This window comes from Novosphingobium sp., from assembly GCF_031424035.1.
GTDB lineage: Bacteria > Pseudomonadota > Alphaproteobacteria > Sphingomonadales > Sphingomonadaceae > Novosphingobium.
Genome location: NZ_JANPGP010000045.1, coordinates 60,267 through 82,650 on the forward strand (window position 1 = coordinate 60,267; position 22,384 = coordinate 82,650).

At 62.6% G+C, this 22,384-nt stretch carries 17 protein-coding genes; 12 read left to right on the plus strand and 5 right to left on the minus strand.

Annotated features, from left to right (window positions below; translation table 11 throughout):
* Positions 1 to 5 precede the first annotated feature (5 nt).
* Entirely contained in the window at positions 6 to 2,303 is a 2,298-nt protein-coding gene (cofH, locus tag RMO89_RS06495; RefSeq protein ID WP_409035520.1) for a 5-amino-6-(D-ribitylamino)uracil--L-tyrosine 4-hydroxyphenyl transferase CofH, read from the plus strand.
* Positions 2,304 to 2,309: 6 nt separating this feature from the next.
* On the opposite strand, the gene RMO89_RS06500 is transcribed toward cofH, so the two are convergent.
* From RMO89_RS06500 to RMO89_RS06515, 4 genes are all read right to left on the minus strand, one after another.
* The gene (locus RMO89_RS06500) at positions 2,310 to 3,464 is read right to left on the minus strand and encodes an NAD(P)-binding domain-containing protein (RefSeq protein WP_310531956.1); all 1,155 of its coding nucleotides are present in this window, start codon (positions 3,462 to 3,464) and stop codon (positions 2,310 to 2,312) included.
* Positions 3,465 to 3,560: 96 nt separating this feature from the next.
* A complete protein-coding gene (locus RMO89_RS06505; protein ID WP_310531957.1) occupies positions 3,561 to 4,028 on the minus strand; it encodes a VOC family protein in 468 nt (155 codons plus the stop codon).
* Between the two features lie 12 nt (positions 4,029 to 4,040).
* Complete coding sequence (locus tag RMO89_RS06510; RefSeq protein ID WP_310531958.1) at positions 4,041 to 5,201, minus strand: sulfotransferase; 1,161 nt, start codon at positions 5,199 to 5,201, stop codon at positions 4,041 to 4,043.
* A gap of 121 nt (positions 5,202 to 5,322) precedes the next feature.
* The gene (locus tag RMO89_RS06515; RefSeq protein ID WP_310531959.1) at positions 5,323 to 6,213 is read right to left on the minus strand and encodes a helix-turn-helix transcriptional regulator; all 891 of its coding nucleotides are present in this window, start codon (positions 6,211 to 6,213) and stop codon (positions 5,323 to 5,325) included.
* 144 nt (positions 6,214 to 6,357) lie between these two features.
* On the opposite strand from RMO89_RS06515, the gene RMO89_RS06520 reads away from it, so the two are divergent.
* From RMO89_RS06520 to RMO89_RS06530, 3 genes are read left to right on the plus strand one after another with little or no spacing between them, the layout of a single operon-like run.
* The gene (locus RMO89_RS06520) at positions 6,358 to 7,152 is read left to right on the plus strand and encodes an SDR family oxidoreductase (RefSeq protein ID WP_310531960.1); all 795 of its coding nucleotides are present in this window, start codon (positions 6,358 to 6,360) and stop codon (positions 7,150 to 7,152) included.
* A gap of 24 nt (positions 7,153 to 7,176) precedes the next feature.
* Positions 7,177 to 8,172 (plus strand): alcohol dehydrogenase catalytic domain-containing protein, encoded by a 996-nt coding sequence (locus tag RMO89_RS06525; RefSeq protein WP_310531962.1) that lies wholly within the window; start codon positions 7,177 to 7,179, stop codon positions 8,170 to 8,172.
* On the plus strand, positions 8,169 to 9,404 hold the full coding sequence (locus RMO89_RS06530) for an MBL fold metallo-hydrolase (protein ID WP_310531964.1): 1,236 nt from the start codon (positions 8,169 to 8,171) through the stop codon (positions 9,402 to 9,404). Before RMO89_RS06525 ends, RMO89_RS06530 begins: the two co-directional genes overlap by 4 nt.
* Here the strand turns inward: RMO89_RS06530 and RMO89_RS06535 are convergent.
* Entirely contained in the window at positions 9,396 to 10,406 is a 1,011-nt protein-coding gene (locus RMO89_RS06535) for a LuxR family transcriptional regulator (RefSeq protein ID WP_310531966.1), read from the minus strand. The genes RMO89_RS06530 and RMO89_RS06535 overlap by 9 nt on opposite strands.
* Positions 10,407 to 10,496: 90 nt before the next feature.
* Between RMO89_RS06535 and cysD the strand changes: the two genes are divergently transcribed.
* From cysD to RMO89_RS06575, 8 genes are all read left to right on the plus strand, one after another.
* Positions 10,497 to 11,405, plus strand: a complete 909-nt coding sequence (cysD, locus tag RMO89_RS06540; RefSeq protein ID WP_409035521.1) for a sulfate adenylyltransferase subunit CysD — start codon at positions 10,497 to 10,499, stop codon at positions 11,403 to 11,405.
* Positions 11,405 to 13,324 carry a sulfate adenylyltransferase subunit CysN gene (cysN, locus tag RMO89_RS06545; protein WP_310531968.1) on the plus strand — a complete coding sequence of 640 codons (1,920 nt, stop codon included), beginning with the start codon at positions 11,405 to 11,407 and terminating at the stop codon, positions 13,322 to 13,324. The genes cysD and cysN overlap by 1 nt, the downstream gene beginning before the upstream one ends.
* An 11-nt stretch (positions 13,325 to 13,335) precedes the next feature.
* On the plus strand, positions 13,336 to 14,076 hold the full coding sequence (locus RMO89_RS06550; RefSeq protein WP_310531969.1) for a 3'(2'),5'-bisphosphate nucleotidase CysQ: 741 nt from the start codon (positions 13,336 to 13,338) through the stop codon (positions 14,074 to 14,076).
* Between the two features lie 12 nt (positions 14,077 to 14,088).
* Positions 14,089 to 14,769, plus strand: a complete 681-nt coding sequence (locus RMO89_RS06555; RefSeq protein WP_310531970.1) for an SDR family NAD(P)-dependent oxidoreductase — start codon at positions 14,089 to 14,091, stop codon at positions 14,767 to 14,769.
* Positions 14,770 to 15,055: 286 nt separating this feature from the next.
* Positions 15,056 to 17,470, plus strand: coding sequence for a TonB-dependent receptor domain-containing protein (locus RMO89_RS06560; protein ID WP_310531971.1), 2,415 nt, complete (start codon positions 15,056 to 15,058; stop codon positions 17,468 to 17,470).
* A 298-nt stretch (positions 17,471 to 17,768) separates the two neighbouring features.
* Positions 17,769 to 20,462 (plus strand): TonB-dependent receptor domain-containing protein, encoded by a 2,694-nt coding sequence (locus RMO89_RS06565; RefSeq protein WP_310531972.1) that lies wholly within the window; start codon positions 17,769 to 17,771, stop codon positions 20,460 to 20,462.
* A 169-nt stretch (positions 20,463 to 20,631) separates the two neighbouring features.
* Positions 20,632 to 21,288, plus strand: a complete 657-nt coding sequence (locus RMO89_RS06570; RefSeq protein WP_310531973.1) for a TetR/AcrR family transcriptional regulator — start codon at positions 20,632 to 20,634, stop codon at positions 21,286 to 21,288.
* A gap of 105 nt (positions 21,289 to 21,393) precedes the next feature.
* The gene (locus RMO89_RS06575) at positions 21,394 to 22,380 is read left to right on the plus strand and encodes an MDR family oxidoreductase (RefSeq protein WP_310531974.1); all 987 of its coding nucleotides are present in this window, start codon (positions 21,394 to 21,396) and stop codon (positions 22,378 to 22,380) included.
* Positions 22,381 to 22,384 lie beyond the last annotated feature (4 nt).

Here is a 22,384-nt window from a genome sequence, read left to right on the forward strand (position 1 = left end):
GATCGATGGGCACAGGCCTGAAGGCACGGCTTGCTGCCACGCCGACCGTGGCGCTTCTTGATGAAGCACGCGCTAGCCGCGACAGTCGCGGTCCGGCACGGATGACCTACAGCCGCAAGGTGTTCATCCCGCTGACCCGTCTGTGCGCCGACGTTTGTCATTACTGCACATTCGCAACTACTCCTTCGCAAGTCCCGACACCTTACCTGAGTGTCGAGCAAGTGATTGAAATTGCTAGAGAAGGAGCTGCGGCGGGATGCAAGGAAGCCTTGTTCACGCTCGGCGATGCCCCCGAACGGCGCTATGCCGCTGCGCGCGAGTGGCTTGAGGCGCGCGGCTTTGCCCGCACGATCGATTACGTGCGGTACTGCGCCGAACGAGTGTTGATCGAAACCGGACTGCTGCCGCATGTAAATGCCGGCGTGCTCAACCAGGCAGATTACGAAATGCTACGTCCGGTTGCGGCAAGCTGCGGGCTTATGCTTGAAACCACGGCGGACCGGCTGGGTGACAAGGGCGGCCCTCACTTCGGTTCACCTGACAAAGTACCGGCCGTGCGGCTTGCCTCGCTCGAAGCAGCTGGGCGGGCGCATATGCCGACCACCAGCGGCATCCTCGTCGGCATCGGCGAGACCGAGGAAGAGCGCATTGAGGCGCTGGTTGCGCTGAATGATCTCCACCGCCGGCATGGTCACTTGCAGGAAGTCATCATCCAGAACTTCTGCGCCAAGGACGGCACGAAGATGGCTGGAATTCCGGGCGTTTCGGACGAGGAGTTCCTTCGCGCGCTCGCGTTGGCGCGGATCATCATGGACGATAGCGTTTCGGTGCAGGCGCCGCCCAATCTCAACGATGCGCGGTTGGGCCGGCTGATCGATGCCGGTATCGACGATTGGGGCGGAATTTCGCCGGTCACGCGCGACCATGTGAACCCGGAGGCACCGTGGCCGGAAATCGCAAGGCTTGAGCAAATCTGCGCCTCGGCTGGCCGTCCACTGGTTGAGCGGCTGACTGTCTATCCCCGGTACATCGCGGAGCCGGGATGGCTTGACGATGCAATCCGCCCAGCCGTGCTCAGGCTGGCGGACAGCGAGTGGCTTGGCCGGGATTCGGCTTGGAGCCCCGGTATGGCAGAGGCCGCGCCATCTGGTCCGAATTCGCCGCTGGGCCGCGTGACGCCGGGTCCGGTGTCGATGAAGCTTCACGCCTTGCTGGACCGTGCAGCCGACGGCCACGAGCTCTCCGGAGCTGAAATCGTTACCCTGTTTTCCGCACGCGGCGCGCAAGCGCAGGCTGTGGTCGAGGCGGCGGACGCATTGCGGGCAGAGACCCGCGGCGATGAGGTGACCTATGTCATCAACCGCAACATCAACTACACCAACATCTGCACCTATACGTGCTCGTTCTGCGCGTTTTCCAAGACCAGTTCAAAAGCCGGTTTCCGCGACAAGCCTTACGATCTGGATCCCGCCGAAGTGGCTGATCGCGCGCGCGAAGCCGTGGCCAAAGGGGCAACCGAAGTGTGCCTGCAGGGCGGCATACACCCGCGCTATACCGGTGATACCTATGCTGGCATTCTGCGCGCGGTGAAGCAGGCTTGTCCAGACCTTCACGTCCACGCATTTTCGCCGCTGGAAGTGCATCAAGGCGCAACGACGCTGGGCATGACGGTCAGCGATTTCCTGTCCATGCTCAAGGACGCCGGCCTTGGCTCGCTGCCCGGAACAGCGGCGGAAATCCTTGACGACGAAGTGCGGCAGGTGATCTGTCCGGACAAGCTGACGACGCAGCTCTGGCTAGATATCGTCGGCGCTGCGCACAAGGTTGGCCTGCCAACCACGTCGACGATCATGTTCGGCCATATTGAGACGCCGATACACTGGGCGCGCCACCTGCTGGCAATCCGGCGGCTTCAGGGCGAGACGGGCGGCTTTACCGAATTTGTGCCGCTGCCGCTGGTCCACATGGAATCGCCGATGTACCGGCGCGGGCAGAGCCGCAAGGGGCCGACCTGGCGCGAAGCGGTGATGATGCATGCGGTGTCGCGCATCGTGCTGCACACGCGGATTTCCTCTATCCAGTGTTCGTGGGTGAAGCTGGGTGCAGACGGCGCAGCGGCGATGCTGGCTGCGGGATGCAACGATCTTGGCGGAGTGCTGATGAACGAAAGCATCAGCCGCGCTGCCGGGGCGAGCCACGGCCAGGAACTGACGGTCGATAGCCTGGAAGCAATCGCCAAGGCGGCGGGCCGCACTCTTCGCCAGCGCACGACGCTTTATGGGCGGGTGGAGGAACCCGTCTGACAGCGCTTATTGCCGCGCAAACACGCGCAGGCTGACGATCTTCCCTTCTCCGTCAAAGCGGTAGTGGTTCGTTGTAAGCCGTACCGAGCCGTCTGGAAGCTTTGCCTCGATCTCCACCGCCACACCCTCAGGCGCGACAAACCATTCGAGCGGCGTGGGCGAGGGCTGGCCGGCGCTGAACACCATGGCCTGAAATTCCCGGATTTCTGCCGGTCCGGTCATCGTTTTTCCGTTCGGGACGGTATAGGTCGCCCGATCGGCAAAGAGCGTCACGAAACCATCCAGATCGCGCGCGCGAACGGCGGCGACATAGGCCTCGACCGTCTCGCGCCCGCTGCGAACGGTCTTTCCCGCTGCACGGCGCAAGCGCGCCAGCAGGACTTCGCTCGCGGCCACCAATCCGTCTCGCGCGGCGACTTCGCTGGTGGGTAGGGCGCGGGCGTGGTCGACGTCTTTTCGGAGCAAGTCGTGCAGGTCCATGTGATCGCGGCCCGGAGCGATGAAACCGGGGGCGACGCGCAGGGCAAAGCTTTGCGCCGATCCCGCCATGAATGCGTCGACCAGCTGCTGACGGTCGAAGCCCATGTCGCAACCGATGTCGATGATCGCCGCTGACATGCCGTAATTCGCGATGGAAATCAGGTTGTTGAGCAACTTGGCCTGCTGCCCGCGTCCGACCGGGCCAAGGTGCGCCATCGCCTTGCTGATTGCCTCGAGCCAAGGCTTTGCCTTGGTAACATCTGCGTCGCTCGCGCCAATGAACAGCGAAAGCTGGCCCTCGATTGCTGCCGGTCCGCCGCCCGAAACCCCGACATCGACGAAGCCGACGCCGTGCTGTGCGGCCAGTTCCGCCTGCCGCACCGCAAGTTCGGGCGCGACGGTCGAATGGAGGATCACCACGCCGCCTTGGCCCAATGCCTCATAGAGCTTTCCGCCATCGGCTAGTGCTTCCAGCTGAGCGTCGGTGCGTACGCAAATGCCCAGAAGTTCGCTGGAACGCGCGGTTTCGAGCGGATCGGCGCAGCGCGCGGAGCCTGGCTCGTCGAAGGCCTCCAGCATAGCAGGCGAGACGTCGCAGCCGGTGACTTCAAATCCGCAGCGCGCCAGCCGCCTGGCAATCGGCGCGCCCATGCTGCCCAGTCCAATGAAACCTGCCTTCATTTTTTCGAATCCTCGCCTGCTGTTGGCGGAGGAATTGCCGATCCGGCCGGGCAAGGACAGTCGCCCGCCAAAGCCATCGCCGGTGCGGCAGGCGGATCACATCTTGCTGATTTGCTCCCACACTGCATCGGGCATGCAAGTGTATTCCAGGTAGTGCCCAAAGGCTTTGCGCCCATCAAGGTAGGCAAAGCTCAATGCGCCCGGTCCGGAATTGCGCTCGAACACCAGCGGTAGGTCCTGTTCGTCGACGGCCTTGCGGAAGGCATCGTAGTCGGGAACGCGCAGGCAGATGTGATGGAAACGCATCTTGCCGCCATTGTCCTTGGCATTGGCATAGGCACCGGTCTCGTCGATCTCGACTTCGATCAGTTCGTACTGGACGCCGCCATGCATGAACATCGTGATGCGGCTCTTCTGACGCTTCGGACCCTCCGGCGTATCAACCATCTGGTCGACCGGAATGATCATCGGGTCCTTGGTCAGTCCGCGGGCCTTGAACTCGGCGATGGCGGCTTCGATGTCGTCGCAGACGTAGCCGTTCTGGTAATGGGTGCCGATCAGCATCTGAATTCTCCCTTAGCCCTCGCGGGCAACGTCATAGCGTGAGAGGTAACGTTCGAAGAGCGGTTCGAGGCTCTCCTTGGTGACGCCGTATTGCGCCAGCTTGTATTCGTGGCGGCCGAACTTGTCCTGCGGGTTGTCGTTGACCCACTGCTGTACGCCGGCCTCGGCAGCGCTGGTCCATTCATCGCCCAGCGCGGCATAGACCTTTTTCGTCGTGCCCACCGGGTCCGAGACCATGTCGGCGTAGTGGACGTCAATGATCTTGTCCTCGCCGAACTTGTCGCGGAAATCCATGATCCGGCCCGCGTGTTCGGCGGCCTGCCAGGGATAGTCCTTGCCCAGCCATTCGGCGTCGATCTTGCCGAGATGCCCCATGTGGCTGAGCGAGATGACGCTCATCAGCGATCCCGTTGCGGTGAACGGATCGCGGTGCGTCCAGATCACGCGGGCATCGGGATAGACCTTGAAGATCGTTTCCAGCCACAGCGCGTGGCTCGGCTTCTTCACGTTCCACACACCGCCAGCGTGGTGCTGGAGGACCTGCAGGAACTTCTTGTGGTATTCATACGCGCTGGTCATGTCGCAGGAGAAGATGAACTCCTTGTAGGCCGGCAGCACGCCCTTGGATTCGATCATCAGCGTCTTGAAGTCGTGCGCCATGAAGAACACGCATTCGTTGGGATAAACCGCTGATCCGCGATAGTATTTGCCCATGTCCGGATTGGCTGCCAGCGCCGCCTTTTCCGCCGCGAGCCTTCCAACCGCCCGCGGGTCCTGTGTCAGCATGGCGGGCGACGAAACCGGCGGTACCGGATCGTCAATTTCCCAGGTCAGCGGAGAACGGCGCGCGGGATCGGCAGCGAGCAGGTTGCTCATCAGCGTAGTGCCGGTGCGCGGTACGCCCATGACGAAGACCGGGCGTTCGATCGGCCGGTCGAGCAGTTCGGGGTTCTGGCGCAGGTAGTCCGAAACCTTCAGGCGGCCGCGCAGGTAATGGCCGATATCGTTGCGCACCCGCGCAAACCCGCCCTCGCTGTAATTGTCTGCATGGGCGTTGACGTCCGCGATCAGGACATCGAGGCCTTCGCGGTAGGTGTCGCTGTCAAAGTCCTGAATGCCGGTGGCCGCGCGGGCCTCGTCGATCAGGGCGTCTGCATGAAGCAGGTCGGCCATTGTACTCTCCCAAAAGTCGCAGCGCCGCCGGGGCGTCTCGTTGCGCAATAAGGAAGGTTGGCGCGGGCAGGGGCAATGGCGCTGCTGCGTTATATTCGGTCAAACAATCGAAATCAGGCCATTACCCGTCAAGCGCGCGCAATTGCCGCTGGCGGAACTGGCTGGGGCTGGTGCCCACTGCGCGGCGGAAGGCGAATGTGAAGCTTGAGGGGCTGGCGTAGCCCATGGCAAAGGCGATGGCCTTCACGCTTTCCCCTGATGCGAGCATGCGCTTCGCCGTTTCCATGCGTCTGCGCTCGACATAATCGCCGATGGAGCAGGCGCGGCTGGTGCGAAATCCGCGCGTCAACTGGCGGACCGACAGGTTGCAGATCTGCGCCAGTTCGACGAGCGAGGGAGCCACGGTATTGTCGGTGATCCGCTCGTCAATCAGCCGCAACCGCCACGATGCAAGGCCACCGATCAGGGTCGCTTCCTCAGCTTCAAGGCAGAAGCGTGCGATCTCCACCGCCAGTTCACCGGTCAGCGCTTCGACCATGGAATCACTGGCGAAGCCGGGATGGCTGACCTCCTCGGTCAGGCGGAACAGCAGGTTGCGAATGCGGGCATTGGTGATGTCGAGCGTCGCGCCAAGCAGGGTGTCGGTCCAGTCAAGGCTTCGGCCCACCACGGCGTCGATCGCGCTGCGGTCAATCGCGCAAAGCAGCGAGGATTGCTTGCCGCTTTCACCCCGCACCTGCAGCGTTTCGCCCGGCGGAATCAGGAAGATATCTCCCAGCCGGTCAAGCCGGTGCTTGCCCCAGCGTTCGGGGTATCCGGCGCGAGCCTGCAGGGGGCGCGGGGTGAGGCACATGTTGATGCGGTACCGATGCGCGTCATGCAGCGTGCCGCCGGTCGGTGCCGGAATGTCATAACGCACGATCCGCGCCTCCAGCGCGCGGCCCGTCAGCTCCGCGTCGATGATCTCGCGGGGCTGACCTGACGCTGGGGCGGCTTGACCCGGTGCGGTCATGATTGTGTCTCTAATTGCATCATGCGGCCCGATATCTACACTGTGCGGCGTTGCCTGCAAGCACGGCGGAGCGGAAACTCGCGCCCACAACAAACACGACTGCGCCGGCCCGTCCGGCAGCGCGAAACCGGAGAGGATATACCCATGGCCAAAGGCCTGTTCGACTGCACTGGCAAGGTGACCCTGGTAACCGGCGGCAACGGCGGCATCGGCCTTGGCTTTGCCATGGGCGTTGCGAAGCAGGGCGGCGATATCGCCATCTGGGCGCGCAATGCTGAGAAGAACGCTGCAGCCAAGGCAGAGCTGATTGCTGCCGGGGCAGGCCGGGTGGAAACCTATATTGTCGACGTTTCGAGCGAGGCGGCCATCGTGGCCGGCTATGAGCAACTGATGAAGGATTTCGGCCGGCTGGACTGCGTTTTCGCCAACTCGGGCGCCAGCCCGCGCTACAATTCGGTGTTCGACATGCCGACCGAGCACTGGTTCGAATTCCAGAACACCGCGCTTCATGGTGCTTTCTTCACCTTGCGCGAAGGCGCGCGCCTGATGAAGGAACGCGCCGAGGCGGGTGAGCCGGGTGGCAGCCTCGTCGCCTGTGGTTCGCTGTCGCTGTTCCAGGGCCTGCCGGGCAAGATGGAATATGCCGGTTCGAAGAGCGCAGTCGCGGCGGTTATCCGCTGCCTCGCCGCCGAAATGGGACAGTACAACGTGCGCGCCAACGTGGTTGCGCCGGGCCTGATCATCACGCCGATGATGGGCCCCTCCGATGGTCCGGCGGTGCAATACCTCACCGGCCAGTATGGCCCGATCACGCCGATGAAGCGCGTGGGTTATCCTGAAGATTTCGAAGGCATCGGCGCGTTCCTCTGCTCGGACGCCAGCGCCTTCATTACCGGCGAGACCATCAAGGTCGACGGCGGCTACATGATCCGCGGCTGATCGCGCGCGGACGGGAGAATGACGATGAAACTGCTGACCATCCACGATGTGAACGACGTGCGCCTTGACGAGGTCGAGCGCGGCGCACCCGGACCCAAAGACGTGGTCGTCAGGATGAAGGCCTGCGGCATCTGCGGCAGCGACCTGTCCTACATCAAGATGGGCGGCATCCCGATGCCCGGCACCAAGACAGCGTTGGGACACGAGGCCTCCGCCGAAGTCATCGAGGTAGGCAGCGAAGTGACCGGCCACAAGCTGGGCGACCGCGTGGTGATCAACGGCATGTTTGTCGGCTCTGGCGGCATGGAAGGTGCCTTTACGCCCGAGCTGCTGCTCAAGGATGCCGAGGCGATGGAAAAGCTGCTGCCGATCCCCGAAGGCGTGCCTTACGATATCGCCGCGCTGTGCGAGCCGCTGGCGGTCGCCATGCACGGCGTCAACCGCGCCGAGGTGAAGGCTGGCGACAAGGTCGTTGTGTTCGGCTGCGGCCCGATCGGGCTCGGCATGGTGCTGTGGCTGGTCGATCGCGGCGTGACTGACGTTGTCGCGCTCGATCTGGCGCCTGAACGCCGCGAACGCGCGCTGGCGCTCGGCGCGCGGGCAGCGCTGGATCCGGCGAACTGCGATGTGCGCGCGGAGCTGGTCAAGCTGCACGGCGAAGTGCCAAGCTATGGCCGCATCGGGGTTGGCACCGATGCCTGGATCGATGCGGCGGGCGCGCCCTCGATTCTGACCGATGTGATCATGATGGCCAAGTTCCACTGCCGCATGGTCATCACCGCCGCCTACATGAAGCCGATCGAATTCCCCGCCGGGCGCATGTTGACCAGCGAAATGACGATCACCACGGCGGTCGGCTATCCCACCGAAATGCCCGAAGTGCTGGCTGCCATGCCTCGGCTCAAGGACAAGCTGGCCTCGCTCATCAGCCACCGCCTGCCGTTCGATGACGTGCTAGACGGGCTGAAAGTCGCCGCCTCGCCGCAATCGGCCAAGGTCATGATCGAGTTCGAGGCATGAGCGACAATCAGACACCTCTGGGCGCGCTGGTTACCGCCGGCGAGGGCCAGACCGAAGCCGTGGAAATCACGCCTTCGATCTTCATGGTGAAGGACATTTCCAACGCTTACCTCGTCACTACAAGCGAAGGTGATGTGCTGGTCAACACCGGCTTTCTGAACAATGGCGCGAAGACCAGGGCCCTGTTCGCCCCGCACCGGCAGGGGCCGCTCAATGCTATCGTCCTGACTCAGGCGCACGCCGATCACTTCGGCGGCGTGCCCGAGCTCAAGGAAGCGGATACCGAGGTGATCGCCGGCAAGGGCTTCACCGAGACTGACCAGTATTTCGACGACCTCAAGATGTTCCTTGGCCGCCGCTCGGGCAAGCTGTGGGCCTCGATGACGCGGCGTGACGGTCCGCCGCCGGTGCCGCCGCGTATCGTGCCCGACGTGGAAGTTGCAGGCCAGCTGTCGTTCAGTCTCGGCGGCAAGCGTTTCGAAGTGATCAAGGTTCCCGGCGGCGAAACGCTGTGCGCGGTGATCGTCTGGCTGCCGGACGAAAAGATCGTATTCACCGGCAACCTGTTCGGCCCGGTCTGGCGTTCGATGCCCAACCTGACGACCGTACGCGGTGACAAGCCTCGCCTTGTCGGTCCCTATCTCAAGTCCTGCGAGATCGTGCGCGATCTGGGGGCGGAACTGCTTATCACCGGGCATGGCGAACCGATCTTCGGGGCAGACCTGATCCGTGCCGACATTCAGGCGATGCACGATGCCGTGCAGTGGATCGAGACCGAGACCATCAAGGTGATGAACGCCGGCGGCACAGTCTATCAGGCCATGCAGCAAATCCACCTGCCAGCCGAAATGAAGATCGGCGAGTTCCACGGCCAGACCAAGTGGACCGTTCGCGCCGTCTGGGAAGAAAACGGCAACTGGGTCAAGTACGAGGACGGCACCACCGCGCTGTTCGGATCGCCGGTTTCGTCGGTTTACGCGGATATTGCCGAGCTTGCCGGCGGGGCGGACAAGGTGGCGGAACGCGCCAAGGCTTTACTAGATGCCGACAAGCCGCTTGAGGCGCTGCACTTGGTAGACGTTGCGCTTGGCGTGGACGGTGCCGAGCCGACTGCCTTGGTCGTCAAGAAGCATGCCTGCCAGTTGCTGCTGGCGCGCGGGGGCGGGCAGAACCTGTCCGAAACGATGTGGCTAAAGGCCGAGATTGCCGAAGCGGAGAAGGCGCTAGGCTAAGGGCGGAAGTCCTTCCAGAACCAGCCGAACCAGGTCGGCTTGCCCGCTGGTGCCGGTCGAGGCGTAGATTCGCTTCGAATAGTTCCTCGTCGTCTCCGCCGTCAGGCGCAATGCCTGGCCCGCCTCGATCAAGGGTACGCCCCGGCTGATCGCCTCGGCCAGCGCGGCTTCTCTCGGCGAAAGTCCATATTGCTGGGCCAGCACCTGCGCGCCGATTTTCGCAGGTTCGCGCCGCTGGGCCCGCGACATTGCTACGGCGGCGGCGGGGTGTGGCAGGTCAGCCCGGCTCTTGCCCGCTGGCCGCAGCAGCAAGTTCCGGTCATCGACGGAAACCAGGCGGCGCTCGCCAGCGTCTGCATCGGCCAGTACAAGGCACGCATCGGCAAGTGTCGGTGACTGGCTGGGGATGAAATTGCCCGCTCGCGCTTCCTCGCCCAGAACCTTGCCTGATCGATCAAGGATTTCCTGCTCGATCCCCAGCAGCGCCAGCGTGCCTTCGGCCGCCTCAAGTCGCAGCCGCATGCCGCCGAGTTTGGCGAAAATCGACAGCGCGGTGGCGACGGCCGGGGCGAGGGCGGTGAGCAGGGCTGCATCGGCGGCAGTAAAAGCCTCACGCTCGTGCAGCAGGACGATCCACGCATTGAGGTCACCGCGCCCCGCCACGCGGATGAGCCGGGCATCGCCGACATGATCCGCTTGGCTATCGAATTCGCGCAGTTCATCAATGGCATAGACCCGGTTTGGGCGCAGCGAGGCGTAAATGCGCGCATCGATCGGATCGGGCTCGCCGGGATCGTCGCGCTGGGCGAGGCGGTCCGCCAGCACGCGCCGGCGCAGCGGCATCTGTTCGGGTGCGGCAGAATTGATCACCGTCAGCCGCACGCGTTGCGCCCCCGTTCGCTGGGCAAGGCGGCGCAGGAACGTCTCCCACAACGGCTGCTCGAATATCCCCTCGAACAGGGGCAACAGCAGGTTGCTTTCGTCGGTCGGAGTGATAGCCATCACCTTTGCTCCCATATGGGAGTATTATGGTCAAGACATAACCGCCATTGGCCTTGCAACGAAGCTATGGAGAGGCACCCTGTGAGCGACCTGTCACGCCAGTCCCTGACTCATCTGCAGCGGCTTGAGGCCGAAGCGATCCACATCATCCGCGAAGTCGTTGCCGAGGCTGAAAAGCCGGTGATGCTCTATTCCGTGGGCAAGGACAGCGCCGTGATGCTGCACCTCGCGCGCAAGGCGTTCTATCCCTCGCCGCCGCCGTTCCCGCTGCTCCACGTCGACACGACCTGGAAGTTCCAGGAAATGTACAAGCTGCGCGACAAGATGGCCGAAATTTCGGGCATGGAACTGCTCGTCTATCACAACCCCGAGGCAGCCGAGCGCGGGATCAATCCGTTCGATCACGGCGCGCTGCACACCGATATGTGGAAGACGGAAGGGCTCAAGCAGGGGCTCGACAAGTGGGGCTTCGATGCCGCGTTCGGCGGTGCCCGCCGCGACGAGGAAAAGAGCCGCGCCAAGGAGCGCATCTTCTCGTTCCGCACGGCCAGCCACGGCTGGGACCCGAAGAACCAGCGCCCGGAACTGTGGAACCTCTACAACGCCCGCAAGAACAAGGGCGAATCGATCCGCGTCTTCCCGATCTCGAACTGGACCGAGCTTGACGTGTGGCAGTACATCCACCTCAACGACATTCCCATCGTGCCGCTCTACTTCGCCGATGAACGGCCGGTGGTGGAACGCGACGGCATGCTGGTGATGGTCGATGATGACCGCTTCCCGCTGCGTGAAGGCGAAGTGCCGATGATGAAGTCGGTCCGCTTCCGCACGCTCGGTTGCTACCCGCTGACCGGCGCGGTCGAGAGCACGGCCAAGACGCTGCCTGACGTGATTCAGGAAACGCTCCTCACCACAACCTCCGAGCGGCAGGGCCGCGCCATCGACAAGGATGCTGGCGGCGCCGGCATGGAAGTCAAGAAGCAGCAGGGGTACTTCTGATGACCGATACCACCAACGATCCGGTTTACGTCACCGAGGCCCTGATTGCCGAGGATATCGACGCCTATCTCGACCAGCACCAGCACAAGACCATGCTGCGCTTCATCACCTGCGGGTCGGTGGATGACGGCAAGTCGACGCTGATCGGCCGCCTGCTCTACGATTCGAAAATGATCTTCGAAGACCAGCTCGATGCGCTGACCGCCGATTCCAAGAAAGTTGGCACGCAGGGGCAGGACATCGACTTTGCGCTGCTGGTCGACGGCCTCGCCGCCGAACGCGAGCAGGGCATCACGATTGACGTCGCTTACCGCTTCTTCAACACCGAAAAGCGCAAGTTCATCGTCGCCGACTGCCCGGGGCACGAGCAGTACACCCGTAACATGATCACCGGCGCTTCGACCGCCGATCTGGCCGTGATCCTGATCGATGCGCGCAAGGGCGTGCTCGTCCAGACGCGCCGTCACTCGTACCTGTGCCACCTGATCGGCATCAAGAACCTGGTGCTGGCGGTGAACAAGATGGATCTGGTCGATTATGATCAGGCCGTGTTCGATGGCATCGTCAAGGACTATGCCGAATTCGCCAAGTCGATTGGCATCGAGAGCTTCACCGCGATGCCGATTTCCGGCTTCAAGGGCGACAACATCATCGGCCCATCGGAAAACACGCCATGGTACAAGGGTCCGAACCTGATCGAGCATCTCGAGACGGTTGAAGTCCTGTCTTCGGAAGACCAGGCCAAGCCGTTCCGCATGCCGGTGCAGTGGGTCAACCGTCCGAACCTCGATTTCCGGGGTTTCTCGGGCCTGATCGCTACCGGTTCGGTCAAGCCGGGCGACGCCATCCGCGTCCTGCCTTCGGGCAAGACCAGCACCGTCACCCGCGTCGTCACGCTTGATGGCGATCTGGACGAGGCGGTTGCCGGCCAGTCGGTGACTGTTTGCTTCGCTGATGAGATCGACTGCTCGCGCGGAGACGTGATCTCGGTCGCCGATACGCCGCCGCAGTCTGCCGACCAGTTCGAAAGCACCATTGTCTGGCTCAATGACGAGCCCCTGCATGTCGGCCGCGCCTATTGGCTCAAGCTGGGTACGCAGATGGTCTCGGCCACGGTTCAGCAGCCGAAATATGCCGTGAACGTCAACACGATGGAGCACGTCGCGGTAAAGACGCTGGAGCTCAACGCCATTGGCGTCGCCCAGATCTCGACCGACAAGCAGGTCGTGTTCGAGCCTTACGCCGATAACCGGACGCTGGGCGGCTTCATCCTGATTGACAAGATCACCAATGCCACGGTTGCCGCCGGCATGCTGCAGTTCAGCCTGCGCCGCGCGCAGAACGTACATTGGCAGGCGACCGATATCGACCGCAATGAACATGCGCGGCTGAAGAACCAGACGCCCAAGGTACTGTGGTTCACCGGCCTGTCGGGCTCGGGCAAGTCGACCATCGCCAACGAGGTCGAGAAGTCGCTCAACCTGATGAACCGCCATACCTTCCTGCTCGATGGCGACAACGTGCGCCACGGGCTGAATAAGGACCTGGGCTTTACCGAAGCGGACCGGATCGAAAATATCCGCCGCGTTGGCGAAGTGGCGAAGTTGATGGTTGATGCCGGACTGATTGTGCTCACTGCCTTCATCTCGCCGTTCCGCGCGGAACGCGAAATGGTGCGTAGCCTGCTTCCTGAAGGCGAGTTCATCGAGATTTTCGTCGACACCCCGCTGGACGTGGCTGAAGCGCGTGACGTCAAGGGCCTGTACAAGAAGGCCCGCGCCGGTGACCTCAAGAACTTCACCGGGATCGACAGCCCCTATGAAGCGCCGGTCAACCCGGAAATCCGCGTCAACACGGTGGAAATGACGCCGCAGGAAGCTGCCGCGCACATCATCCGCCAGCTGATGCCGTTGAAGTAAGGGCAGGGGCGATGAGCATGACCGACGCCGAACTTGCCGTCCATCTGGCCGAAGTGGCTGGACGCCTGCTGATCGAAGTGCGCGCGGCGGGAATGTTCTCGCCCAAGGCACTGGGCAAGGCGGGCGACCAGACCGCCAACCAGTTCCTTGTCCACGCGATCCGTGAACAGCGGCCCGATGACGGGCTGCTGTCCGAGGAGGAAAAGGACAACTTCGAACGGCTCGCCCATTCGCGCGTCTGGATCATCGACCCGGTCGATGGCACCCGCGAATATGGCGAGGCACGCACTGACTGGGCGGTCCATGTTGGCCTTGCCATCGACGGCGTGGCCTCCATCGGCGCGGTCGGCCTGCCCGGCATGGGCAAAGTGCTGCGCACTGACGCGCCCGTGGTCGTCCCGCCCGCACCGGAAAGACTGCGCATGGTCGTCAGCCGCACCCGTCCTGCCCGCGAAGCCACGGAAGTCGCCGAGAAGCTTGGCGCGGAACTCGTGCCGATGGGGTCTGCTGGGGCAAAGGCCATGTCGATCGTGCTGGGGGATGCGGACATCTATCTGCACTCGGGCGGTCAGTACGAATGGGATTCCTGCGCGCCTGCCGCCGTCGCGATGGCGCACGGGCTGCATTGCTCGCGCATTGACGGCAGTCCGCTCGTCTATAATCAGTCGGACGTGTACATGCCCGACCTGCTGATCTGCCGGAAGGAGCATGCGAAGCGCGTGCTGGCAGAGGTCGCCGCGCTCTCTGCCTGAGGGAGATTGAATATGGCGCGTTCGGTTATTGTCACCGGTGGTTTCGGGGTTCTGGGTCAGGCAGTCGCAGCAGCTTTTGCGGCGGCGGGTGACAAGGTGGCACGCATCGATTTTGCGCCGTCGCCGCATAGCCCGGTCGCCGGAGCATTGGACATCGGCGGCGTCGACCTGACGGACGCCGCTACGACTTCTGCCGCAATCGACAAGGTCGTGGCTGCCCACGGCGGCATCGATGTGCTCGTCAACGTGGCCGGCGGCTTCACTTGGGAAACGCTTGAAGGCGGCTCGATTGACGCCTGGGCGCGGATGCAGTCGATGAACCTGATCAGCAATGCGACGATCACCAAGCTCGCGCTGGCTCATCTCGCCAAATCCGGTTCGGGCCGCGTGGTCAATATCGGCGCTGGCGCGGCAATCAAGGCCGGCATGGGCATGGGCGCTTATGCCGCGTCCAAGTCCGGCGTGCACCGCCTGACCGAAGCTTTGGCCGAGGAAGTGACGGGGCAGGGGATCACCGTCAACGCCATCCTGCCGAGTATCATCGATACGCCAACCAACCGCGCCGACATGCCCGACGCCGATACCTCGACATGGGTCCAGCCGGCAGCGATTGCCGATGTGATCCTGTTCCTTGCTTCCGATCAGGCGAGGGCGATTACCGGTGCCTTGATTCCGGTTTCACGCGGTGGGTGAATTGGGAGTTTGTGCACAGCGGCACAATCTTTTCCCTTGCCTTGTGCGAAACATGGCAAATCAAAACTGAACAGGTGTCATTTTTATGCCACACCTGCCTGAAAACGCGGCAAAGTCGCTAACTAAGGTTAGTGCGGTCGGTCATCTAAATGCATGAAATTATGGACCTATTTCTTATCCCTTCGGTCGGGCTAGGTGGGCAATCGCGAGGGCGATAGTGTGCGTCTTTTACGGTCTCTCCGAACCCCCTAACTACGGGCTTCCAACGCTTTGGGAGAAGCCTGACATGAAATCCGCAATTCGCGCTGCCTCGTTTATCGGGGTCAGCTTGCTGTCCCTTTCCGTGCCCGCTTTCGCGCAGGAAGCGCCGGCCGAGGACGAAACGGTATCGGCCAACGAAATCGTCGTTCAGGCTCGCCGCAAGGACGAAAGCGCGCAGGACGTCCCCGTGGTCGTCCAGGCCGTGACTTCGGAAGATATTGCCAAGCTGAACCTGCGCAAGTTCGAAGACGTCACCTCGGTCGTTCCCGGCCTGTCGATGGGCGCCAACGCCAACGGCATCGGTGTGACCGCCACGGTACGCGGCGTGAACTATGACGTGAACGTATCGGGCAACAACGGCACGATCCAGTTCTACCAGAACGACGTCCCCGTTGCCGCCGGCCTGCTGTTCAACGCCCTGTTCGACGTCGGCCAGATCGAAGTCCTGCGCGGGCCGCAGGGCACGTTGAAGGGCCGCTCTGCACCGTCGGGTTCAATCACCGTCTACACGCGCCGCCCGAACCTTTCGGAAGTTGGCGGCAATGCGGATATCACCGTCAATGATCTTCACGGCTTCAACACCAAGGCCGCGCTGAACATTCCGGTCATCGCCGACAAGCTGGGCGTGCGCATTGCGGGCGTCGTCGCAGAAGGCCGCGGCAATGACGTGCGCGACATCGTCAACACCCAGATGCCAAGCGACAAGACCAAGGGCCTGCGCGCCAGCATCCGTGCCAATCCGCTTGATGACATGCTGATGCTCGACTTCGCCTATCAGGTGGTGAAGCGCGACACGATCCAGTTCGGTCAGCAGGAATCGGTCAACCAGGTGGTCACCTCGTCCGCTGCCAGCCCGGTGACGATTTTCGCCAAGGACCGTCAGAGCGCGATCGGCACCCCGCAGACGAACAACCAGCTGTTCCAGACCTATGACTGGCAGGCCAAGCTCAATCTTGCGGGCCAGTCGCTGACCTATGTCGGCGGCTATTCGCGCCAGCACCTGGCGTCGTTCGCACCGTCGGATACCGGCTCGGTCTTCGCGGTGGATAGCTCGGGCGGGGTCGATTTCGGCCAGCCGACCGATACCGTCTCGCACAATTCGAGCCACGAAGTCCGCCTCCAGAACGTGGAACGCATCGGCGGCATCTTCGACTACTTGGTTGGCGCGTTGTGGGCCAAGGGTGACAGCGACACGCTGTTCAAGAGCGTCACCGGCATCGCCATTGCGCCGCCGTTCTCCACGCCTGCGCGCCTCGTCAATGTTGTGCTGACCCCGATCGCCCGCTTTGGCGAAAACAGCGAGCAGTCCTACTTCGCCAACCTCACCGCGCACCTTGGTGATCGGCTCGAACTGTCGGGCGGCATCCGCTCGATCACTTACAAGGACAATTCGGGTCTTGCCGTCAGCGGTGTGGTCAACCCGCTGTTCAACCGCAACTTCACCGAAAAGAAGACGGTGTATCAGGCTGCGGTGAAGTACAACGTCACTGACGACGTGATGGTCTATGCCAGCACCGGCACGTCCTGGCGTCCGAGCACCGTCGCCATCGGCGGTCCGACCGGCGGTGTTTCGGCGCGGCAGGCGGGCTTCCTCGCAACGGGTCCGGAAACCTCGGAATCGTATGAAGCGGGCATCAAGACTTCGCTGCTTGATCGCCGGGTAACGTTCAACCTGACCGGCTATTACCAAAAGTTCCAGAACTACCCCTATCGCTCGTCCTCGGGCGTTTATGCCATCGACCGCACCAATTCGGCCGCCGGCACGGTAACCCCGTTCAACTACGTCTCGGGTGTTCCGGTGGATGTGAAGGGCTTCGAAGCTGAACTGGCGTTCCGTCCGAATGACAACATCTCGCTCAGCACGATCCTTGCCTACTCGAAGGGCCGGATCAAGGATGGGACCATTCCCTGCCTTGACCTGAACAACGACGGCGCGCCCGATATCGTCAGCGCCCCGCCGACGCTGGCCCAGCTTGAAGCCGATGTGGGTGCCAACAACATCGATCAGTGCACGGTTGCCTTCAATTCGAACCTTGCGCCAAGCTGGAGTGGCACGGTTCAGGGTGAATACAATGTGCCGCTGAGCGACAGCATGAACGGTTACCTGCGCGGCCTGTTCACCTGGAAGGGCAACTCGGTCAACGATCCGGTCAACGCCTTCGATGATGTGAAGTCCTACGGCTTGCTCAACATGTATGCCGGCGTTCGCGCGCCGGACGGTCAGTGGGAAGTCTCGCTCTATGGCAAGAACATCACCAACACCTTCCGCGTGCTGAACCGCAACAACGGCCCGGCGGTGACGACTCTGCGCGGCGGCATCCCGCTGGGCGGTCCGGTGACGTCGTCGGGCCCGCTTTCGACCAGCAACTACTACGGCATCGGCGTGACCGAGCCGCGCGAATTCGGCATCAACCTGCGCCTGGCGTTCGGTTCGCGCTGATCTTGGCTCAGTAAAGCATCAGGCGGCCGGGGGAGCGATCCTCCGGCCGTTTTGCTGGGAGCCGCCGGACATGACTTTCCGCCACTGAACTATTGCAGTGCGTCCGGACTAATGTTGCATACGGGCAACAAGTGTCGGAATTGCGCCGTTTCCCACTTAGTGCATGAGTGAACAAACGCCCCTGCGATGGGTGACCACTGGTCAGACCGTTTCGTTCCGAATAGAGAATGACACCGGACAGGCGTCAAAACTGCCTTTGGAGCAGTCGCCGGTTCGAACCATTGGGAGGGAATTCATGATGTCTATTCGAGGACTCGCGTTTGCGAGTGTCAGCCTGCTGTCGCTTTCCGCACCTGCTTTCGCGCAGGATGCCGACAACGAAAAGGCGGGCGAAGATCCCATCATCGTCACCGGCACACTGATCCGCGGCGTTGCGGCAACCGGCACCCAGTCGATCAGCGTCGATACGACTGCGATCGTGGACAAGGCTGCCAACTCGACGAACGAACTGCTTTCGCTCGTGCCCCAGATCTCGAACACCTTCAACGGCCGCTTCGAAGGCGATCCGCGCGGCGTGGGCGCCGGCATTTCGATCACCAAGCCGAACCTGCGCAACTTGCCGGGTGCAAATGCAAGCTCGGGCGGCACCACGCTGGTCCTCATGGACGGCTTCCGTTTCACCCCGGTCGGTGTGAACCAGTCATCGGTTGACGTTGACATCATTCCGGCAGCCGTGATTGCTGGCGTGGAAGTCACCACCGACGGCGGTTCATCGCTCTACGGCGCAGACGCCGTTGCCGGCGTGATCAACTTCCGCACCATGCGCAAGTTTGACGGCATCAAGGTCGACGCCAACTACGGCTTCGGCACCACGCTCAAGAACTTTGACCAGTGGGACGCGCAGCTGACGGTCGGCAAGAGCTGGTCGACGGGCAATGCCTATATCTCGGGTGGCTACTCGGAACGTGATCTCGTCCTTAACAACGAGACGACCTGGGCAACTGGTGAAATCTACAGCGCCTCGATGGTCCCCCGCTTCACCGGCACCCAGTGCAACAGCCCGGTCGGCACGCAGACCCGCTGGTACAATTTCGGCGCCGGTTTCACCAACAACCCTGCCGCTCCGGGCGCGGGCACCTTTGCCGTAGGCACCGCCTGCGACAACGTCGGCCAGGCGACCTATCTGGCCGGTATGAAGCGCTACAATGCCTTTGGTTCGCTCGTGAATGAGTTCAGCGACACCGTTTCGCTGCGCATGACCGCCTACTACACCAAGCGCGATCTTGAACTCGGAATCTTCCCACGCGGCGTTACCTCTGCCGGCAGCGGCATCACGACCGGCGCGCAGCTTCTGGCAGCGTTCCCAGCCGCCGCAGCGACTCCGGTTGGCCAGACGTTCGCCGTGGCCGAAGGCACTGGCTTCTCGCTGGCACCGAATGCGGCATACGTGAACACGCCGAACACCGTTGGTTTTGAAACCTGGGGCGTTACGCCGGAACTGACCGTCAAGCTTGGCCAGGACTGGCAGGTCCGCACGACCGCGCATTATGGTCGTTCGACCAACACCCAGTACTTCCCGGGTATCAACACGGTTCTGGCCCAGAGCTACATCAACTCGGGCCAGCTCAATCCGTTCAACGCAGCCGCTGCCAGCGCCACTGTGATCAAGGACCTGATCGATTACGAGAACGCTCAGGAAACCAAGCAGGAACTGTTCGTTGCCCGCACGATTGCTGACGGTCCACTGTTCGCCCTGCCGGGTGGCGATGCCAAGGTCGCCGTTGGTGCGGAATACCAGCGCAATGCGGCACAAAGCCGTCTGACCGCTGGCCGCGTCGGCTCGATCAGTGGCTTGCCCTGGATGAGCAGCAGCCGTGATTCATGGTCGCTGTTCGGCGAAGTGAACCTTCCTGTCACCAGCTTCCTCGATCTCGCCGGTTCGGTTCGCTACGATCACTACAGCGACTTCGGTTCGACCACGAACCCCAGCCTAGGTGCAACCCTGCGCCCGACCGACTGGCTGAAGGTCTTCGGCCACTGGAACACCTCGTTCAACGCGCCGACTGCGGTTGACGGGCTGGGTATCGCCGTGGGCCGTTTTGCTTGCGGCATCTACGCCGTGGGCGTGGGTTCGTCGTCGCGTCCTTACGATCCGTACACCCCGAAGAAGGATACCGGGCAGGGCACCTGCGCGATGATTGCGGAAGGCGTGAAGGCCGGTATCAAGCCGCAGACCTCGGAAAGCTGGGCTGTCGGCCTTGAAATCACCCCGAGCGATGGTCTTCGCATGGGCGGCGAGTTCTACTCGATCGACTTCAAGAACATCCTTGGAGCGGTCAATCCGCAGAACCTGAATACCTACCTGACCAATCCGGAGCTCTATAACTACGCACCGACTGCAGCACAGTACGCTGCGTTCCTGTCGGAACTGACTAACGGTGCTTCGCTCGCAGCCCAGCAGCCAAACACGGCTATTGCGCTCTACGTTGATCGTCGTACGTCGAATATCGGCACGGCAACCCTCGAGGGCTTCGACTTCCACGTCTATTATGACGCGACTTTCGGTGATGGCCGTCTTTCGACCGGCATCGTCGGCACCAAGACGACCAAGTCGGTCGCCAACTTCGGTGTTGCCACGAACGAAAAGGGCAATGGCGGTCCTGAACTGACCTTCAGTGCCTTTGCGGGATACAAGATCAACGGCTTCTCGTCGAAGATCACCTGGAACTATTCGGGCAAGTTCCGTGATGCCTCGCCGAACGTGTCGGGCCTGATCGGTCAGTCGATCCAGCCGTTCAGCACGATCAACGTCAACTTCGGCTACCAGTGGGATGATGCCGGCATTCTCTCGGGCACGTCGCTTCGCCTTGGCATCGATAACCTGATGGATGCCAAGCCGCAGCGCACTCCGCGCAGCGCTGCCAACATCATCACTTACCAGAACTACACCCTCGGCCGCGTGATCAAGATGGGCTTCAGCAAGAAGTTCTGATCGCTACCAAGGTTTAAGACAGATCGCGGCCGGGGGGAAACCTCCGGCCGCTTTCCTTTGGACAGCCTCCTTCCTTTGATTTGCATCAGCGCGCGGCTTGGGGCAGTGATTAGTCAACAGTGCTGTTGATCAGCGATGGGGACCAAGCATGTCGGGGCAGGTGGTGAAGATGACGCGAAGGCCGCGTGACCCGGTGGCAACGCGCGAGGCCATCCTTGAAGCCGCATCGGCGCTGCTCGCCCGTGCTGGGCCTGAAGGGGTCAGCCTGTCCGAAGTCGCCCAGGCCGCCGGGGTCAACCGGGGCACAGCCTACCAGCATTTCGAAACGCGTGAGAACCTTATCGCCGCGACGGTGGAGTGGGTTTCCGACAAGCTGTTTCGCGCCGTGTTCGGTGATCCTGCGACCATAGGCGAACGCCAGATCGAGGATGTTGATCCTGCCGATCTGACCGACCGACTGGCCAATTTTGCCATGTCGAACCCGGAGCTATGCCGCGTCTGGCTGTTGCAGGTGCTCGCCTCTCCGGACCCCGCCGCCGATCCCTTCTGGCGCGAATATGTCGGCTCGATCGGCCGGTTTGCCGCGACGGACCTTGCTCAGCCGGGGGTCGATGCAGAGGTGCTTTCGGTTATCGTCCTGTCGGGATCGTTCATGTGGCCGGTCTGGGCCGGAGCCCATGCGCAGGACGGTGCGGAACGCGGCGAACTCGCCCGCCGCTTCGCCCGTGAGTGCATGCGCCTGTCGATGTACGGATCGATGCAGCACGCCCGCTTTCCCGCCATTGCCGAGCGTCTCGTCGCAAAGCCCGTATCGCCGCCGCGATAGTGCCTTGCGCCGCATTGCGCCGGGCCTAGCATTGCAGCTTGGAAGTCGGGCAATCCATTTCAAACGGGTGCGACGCCGCGCCTGCGAACCACAAGGACACTTCCCATGTTTTCCGCGATCGTGATCGACAAGAATGATGAAGGCCAGACCGTTTCCGTGCAGCAGGTCGATGAAGCGGCACTGCCCGAAGGCGATGTCACCATCGATGTGTCGCACTCGACGCTGAACTACAAGGATGGCCTGGCGATCACCGGCAGGGGCCCCGTCGTGCGCAAGTTCCCGATGGTCCCCGGCATCGACCTTGTCGGCACCGTCAGCGAAAGCAGCAACCCGGGCTTTGCCGCCGGCGACGTTGTTGTCCTGAATGGCTGGGGCGTTGGCGAAGGCCACTGGGGCGGCCTGTCGCAGAAGGCCCGCCTCAAGGGTGACTGGCTGATCAAGCTACCTGCCGGGTTCACCGGTGAACAGGCGATGGCAGTCGGGACCGCTGGCTACACCGCTGCACTCTGCGTCGACGCGCTGATCAACCACGGCGTCAAGCCGGATCAGGGCGAAGTCCTCATCACCGGCGCGACCGGCGGCGTTGGCTCGGTGGCCGTGGCGCTGCTGGCCAAGGCTGGCTTCACCGTTGTCGCATCGTCGGGCAAGGCTTCAGAAGCTGAATACCTGACCAAGCTGGGTGCGACCTCGATTATCGATCGCGCAGACCTCTCGGCCCCCGGCAAGCCGTTCCAGCGCGAACGCTGGGCCGGCGTGGTCGATTCAGTCGGCAGCCATACGCTGGCCAATGCCATCGCCGCGACCAAGTATCGCGGCGCGGTTGCGGCTTGCGGACTGGCGCAGGGATCAGACCTGGCGACCACCGTCATGCCGTTCATCCTGCGCGGCGTGGCGCTGCTCGGCGTGGACTCGGTCAATTGCCCGATCGGCCCGCGCATGGCGGCATGGGAACGTCTCGCCCGCGATCTCGACAAGGACCTGCTGGCCCTGATCGGTAGCCAGACCATCGGCCTTGCCGAAGCCATCCAGGCCGCCGCCGACCTGATCGACGGCAAGGTCCGCGGCCGCGTCGTGGTTGACGTGAACCGCTGAACGG